Origin of the sequence: Geomonas sp., from assembly GCF_035254065.1 — a bacterium.
Taxonomy (GTDB): domain Bacteria; phylum Desulfobacterota; class Desulfuromonadia; order Geobacterales; family Geobacteraceae; genus Geomonas.
In genome coordinates, this window is sequence record NZ_DATFBA010000283.1 from 1 (window position 1) to 3810 (window position 3810).

General features: G+C 60.7%; 4 protein-coding genes. All 4 read right to left on the reverse strand.

Going from position 1 to position 3810, the window contains the following annotated elements; genetic code table 11:
* A partial coding sequence (locus VJ604_RS13050) for a DegT/DnrJ/EryC1/StrS family aminotransferase (protein WP_324083197.1) occupies positions 1-940 on the reverse strand: 940 nt, incomplete at its 3' end.
* 17 nt (positions 941-957) lie between these two features.
* Positions 958-1623 carry an HAD family hydrolase gene (locus tag VJ604_RS13055; RefSeq protein ID WP_324083199.1) on the reverse strand — a complete coding sequence of 222 codons (666 nt, stop codon included), beginning with the start codon at positions 1621-1623 and terminating at the stop codon, positions 958-960.
* Positions 1620-2600 (reverse strand): ATP-grasp domain-containing protein, encoded by a 981-nt coding sequence (locus tag VJ604_RS13060; protein ID WP_324083200.1) that lies wholly within the window; start codon positions 2598-2600, stop codon positions 1620-1622. Before VJ604_RS13060 ends, VJ604_RS13055 begins: the two co-directional genes overlap by 4 nt.
* Positions 2597-3205 (reverse strand): sugar transferase, encoded by a 609-nt coding sequence (locus VJ604_RS13065; RefSeq protein ID WP_324083202.1) that lies wholly within the window; start codon positions 3203-3205, stop codon positions 2597-2599. The genes VJ604_RS13060 and VJ604_RS13065 overlap by 4 nt, the downstream gene beginning before the upstream one ends.
* Positions 3206-3810: the final 605 nt, after the last annotated feature.

The following is a 3810-nucleotide window of genomic DNA, read 5'->3' on the forward strand; positions in this document are numbered from 1 at the left end:
CGAAGGCGTAATACTTGTAATACGCGTGACCGATGGAGGAGGGGGCCGGTGTCACCCGGAGACCGGGAATGGCGGAAAGTCCGGTGGTCAGGATGGCCGCATTGCGCCGGCGGACCGCGATCCAGTCCGGAAGCTTGACCAGTTGCAGACGCCCGATCACCGATTGCATTTCCGTGAGGCGCCAGTTGGTGCCGAAGGATTCGTGGAGCCAGCGAAAGCCGGGGGGATGGGGGCGGTTATAGACGGCATCGAAGCTCTTGCCGTGGTCCTTGAAGGCCCAGGCGCGCTCCCACAGGAGCTGATCGCTGGTGGTCAGCATCCCCCCCTCCCCTCCCGTGGTCATGATCTTGTCCTGGCAGAAGGAGAAGGCGGCAATATCTCCCAGAGATCCGACGGGGCGTCCCTTATAACTCGCACCATGGCACTGGGCGCAGTCCTCTATCACCTTGAGGCCGTGTTCCCGCGCCAGCTCCAGCAGCGGGTCCATGTCGCAGGGCCATCCAGCGAGATGGACGGCTATGATCGCCTTGGTGCGCGAAGTGATCAGGGGACGGACGGTATCGGCAGTAAGGTTCTGGCTGGTGCGGTCGACATCGGCGATAACGGGGGTGGCACCACGCATGACGATGCAGCTTGCCGAAGCGATGAAGGTCCGGCTGGTGGTGATCACCTCGTCACCGGGTCCAATCTGCAAGGCGTGCAGGGCGAGCTCGAGCGCCACGGTGCCGTTGGCCAGGGCAATGGCATGGCTGCAGCCGGTGAAGGCCGCGAACTCCCGCTCGAACTCCCGCCCCTGGTTGCCGGTCCAGTAGTTCACCTTGCCGGACCTGAGGGTCTCCGTTACGCCGGCTAACTCGTCTGCGTCAAAGGCGGGCCACGGTGCGAAAGGCGAGGTTCGCACCGGCTCTCCGCCGTCGACCGCAAGCTTCTGCGAGATCACTGAAAAAGCCTCCTTCTTCAAACCAGATCCTCCAACTCGTACAGCGTGGAGATCGAGCTGTCCGCCTGGTAGCCGGGGGCCGGCACGAGCTGCGCGTATTCCCCGTCAGGCCGGCGGATCTGCACCGTCCCCCACCCCAGAGCCCGGGCGGTGATGAAATCCTTGGACGGATTGTCGGCCACGTACAGGCAGTCCTCACCCGCGCAGCAAAGTTCGTCCATGATCCTTCGATACGGTACCGCGCTCGGCTTCCAGCACTCCCTGCCCCCCTCGTCGGAGTAGCAGATCGCGTCGAAGTAATGCGCGATCCCCAGGGCCGCCATCTTGCTCCGTTGCACCGCAAGGTAGCCGTCAGTGATGACGGCGAGCTTCTTCGCTCCCCGCAACCGTTGCAGGACCGCCAGCGCGTCCTGGAATGGTTCCAGCGCAGGCCGGTGCTCGCGGTACACCCGCACCAGCTCCTGCACCAGGCCCTTTTCCCGCTCCACCCCCAACTGCTCCAGTGCGAGGTCGAAGATGTCGCCCCTCCTTCCGGAGGCGAAAAGGCGCGCGGCGGTTTGGTAAAAAGCGGTCCGGCCATGGTGATCGGAGAGCCAGCCATCGACTGCGGCGAAGCCGCTCAGCACGAACTGCCGCTCGGGATAGAGCGTGTCGTCGAGATCGAAAACCACCGCCTTGATCACCTGATCAGGCTCCCCTCGACGAAGATCCCTTCGTCGTAACGGAGCATGGCCAGGTCATCCTGCCAGGCGTCGATCGGCCGTTCACAGTAGCGCCCCAGCATCATCTCGATGATCCAGCGCGGGAAATCGGCGCCGGCTGCGGCGGCCAGAGGGAAGCCCCCCCCGAAGCGGGGGTTGATCTCGATGAACACGATCCTTCCCTCGGGGGTCAAAAAACACTGGACGGTGACGCAGCCCAGGGCACCCGGCAGCGACTCGGCGACCCGCCTCCCCGCCTCGATGATCGCCCGGTTCTTCACCGTCAATCCCTTGCTCACCTCGCCGGCGCGGGTCTCGATCCTCAGGCGCGGTACCACCGAACGAACCTTGCCGGCGAAGTCCACCAGGATGTCCAGGGTGTACTCCTCTCCCCGGATGAACTCCTGCACGATGGGATCGGATACGTACTCCAGGAAGAATGCCAGCTCCCGCGCATCGTTTATCTTGGTCACCCCCACGCTGCTGCTTCCGGCGGCGGGCTTCAGCAGATAGGGGTAGCGGGCATCGGCACCGGACAGGATCGATGCCGGATCGATGATGGCGGGAGTATCCACCCCGATGGAACGGAAGAAACGAGCCGTCTGCCTCTTGTCAAAACAGATCCGGTTGACGTCCGTGGAAGATACCAGGAGGGTGACCCCTGCGCGCGCGAAATCCTCGCGGTGGGGAGCCAGGATAGGCAACTCGGTGTCGATGAGCGGCACCACGAGCTTGATGTCATGCCGCCTGCAGATCTCCAACAGGGTATCGATATAGGCCGGATCGCTTACCCGCGGCACCAATTCCCGCTGGTCCGCCACAAAAGGGGCCGGAGCGTTGGTCTGCAGATCGGCGGTCACCAACTTGCCGGCGAGCCCCAGGCCATCGAGGGCAGCGCGGAAGTTGCGAATCAGGGAGACCCTGCGCCCTGCACTGGTGAAGAGGACATTAAAGCTCATGCCGCGTTGTCCTCGCTCCCTTTGAAGAAGGGCATGGTGGCATGCCCGTCCTGACTGATCCCTTCCCGTTTGAAGACCTTTGCCACCGTCATCCACAAGATCTTTACATCCAGCCACAGAGTGCGATGATCCACATACCAGACGTCCAGCCGGAACTTGTCTTCCCAACTGAGTGCGTTTCTGCCGTTAACCTGGGCCCACCCGGTGATCCCCGGCGGCACCAGGTGGCGGCGTGCCTGCTCGGGGGTGTAAAGGGGCAGATAGCCGACCAGCAGGGGGCGCGGCCCGACCAGGCTCATCTCCCCTTTGAGTACGTTGAAGAGTTCCGGAAGTTCATCGAGACTGCTGGCGCGGAGAAACCTCCCAAAGCGGGTGAGCCGTTCGCTGTCCGGCAACAGGTCGCCATGCTGGTCGCGACGGTCGGTCATGGTCCTGAACTTGTACATCTGGAAGGGTTTACCTCCCCGGCCGGGGCGGGTCTGGCGGAACAGCACCGGAGAGCCGAGCTTGATCCGGGTCAAACAGGCAACGACCAGCAGTACCGGCAGCAGAAGCAGGAGACCGGGAACGGTTAGTACTAAGTCAAAAAGGCGCTTCACGCTCATCCACCACAAGGTAACCGTACCTGCCGTCAGCACTTCCACCGCTGCCGCAGGCCGGGACAGCGGCCTGCACGGCGAAGACAGGTTGGTATCTCTAGGAAATATTTCCCGCATTTTTTTTGTTCACCACTTGCAGTTCGCGGCATATCGGGTAGCATTTACCGCAGACCCAGATAACTTCAGAAAGCGCGGTCGGATTTTTATATAGCAACCACGGAAAAAAGGCAATTCCAAAAACAAATCTCGCAGTAAAATTCTCTTGATTTCTTTTATGAATGGTTTACTATAAGCCATCCCTTACCGCTACGGGCCCCTTCACCCACCTCCACCATCCGCCCACTTTGGGAAGCCCAAAACCTTTTAATTTATCGTTGAAAATGTGACAAAGTCCTCCGCACGGCGTCTTCGCCGACCGAACTTATTGAAATCACACAGTGTTTTAAAGGGCCAAATTTAAGTTTCATCTAATCTTTTTTAAACAATAGCAACCCAGACGGATGCAGCCTCAGGAGCGAGATATTTCTGAGAAATGCTATGGCACTCGTTCTCACGCGTGCCGCTGATCACTTAGCTTATTTGCAATGAATACGAGATAGTCTCGACTCCGA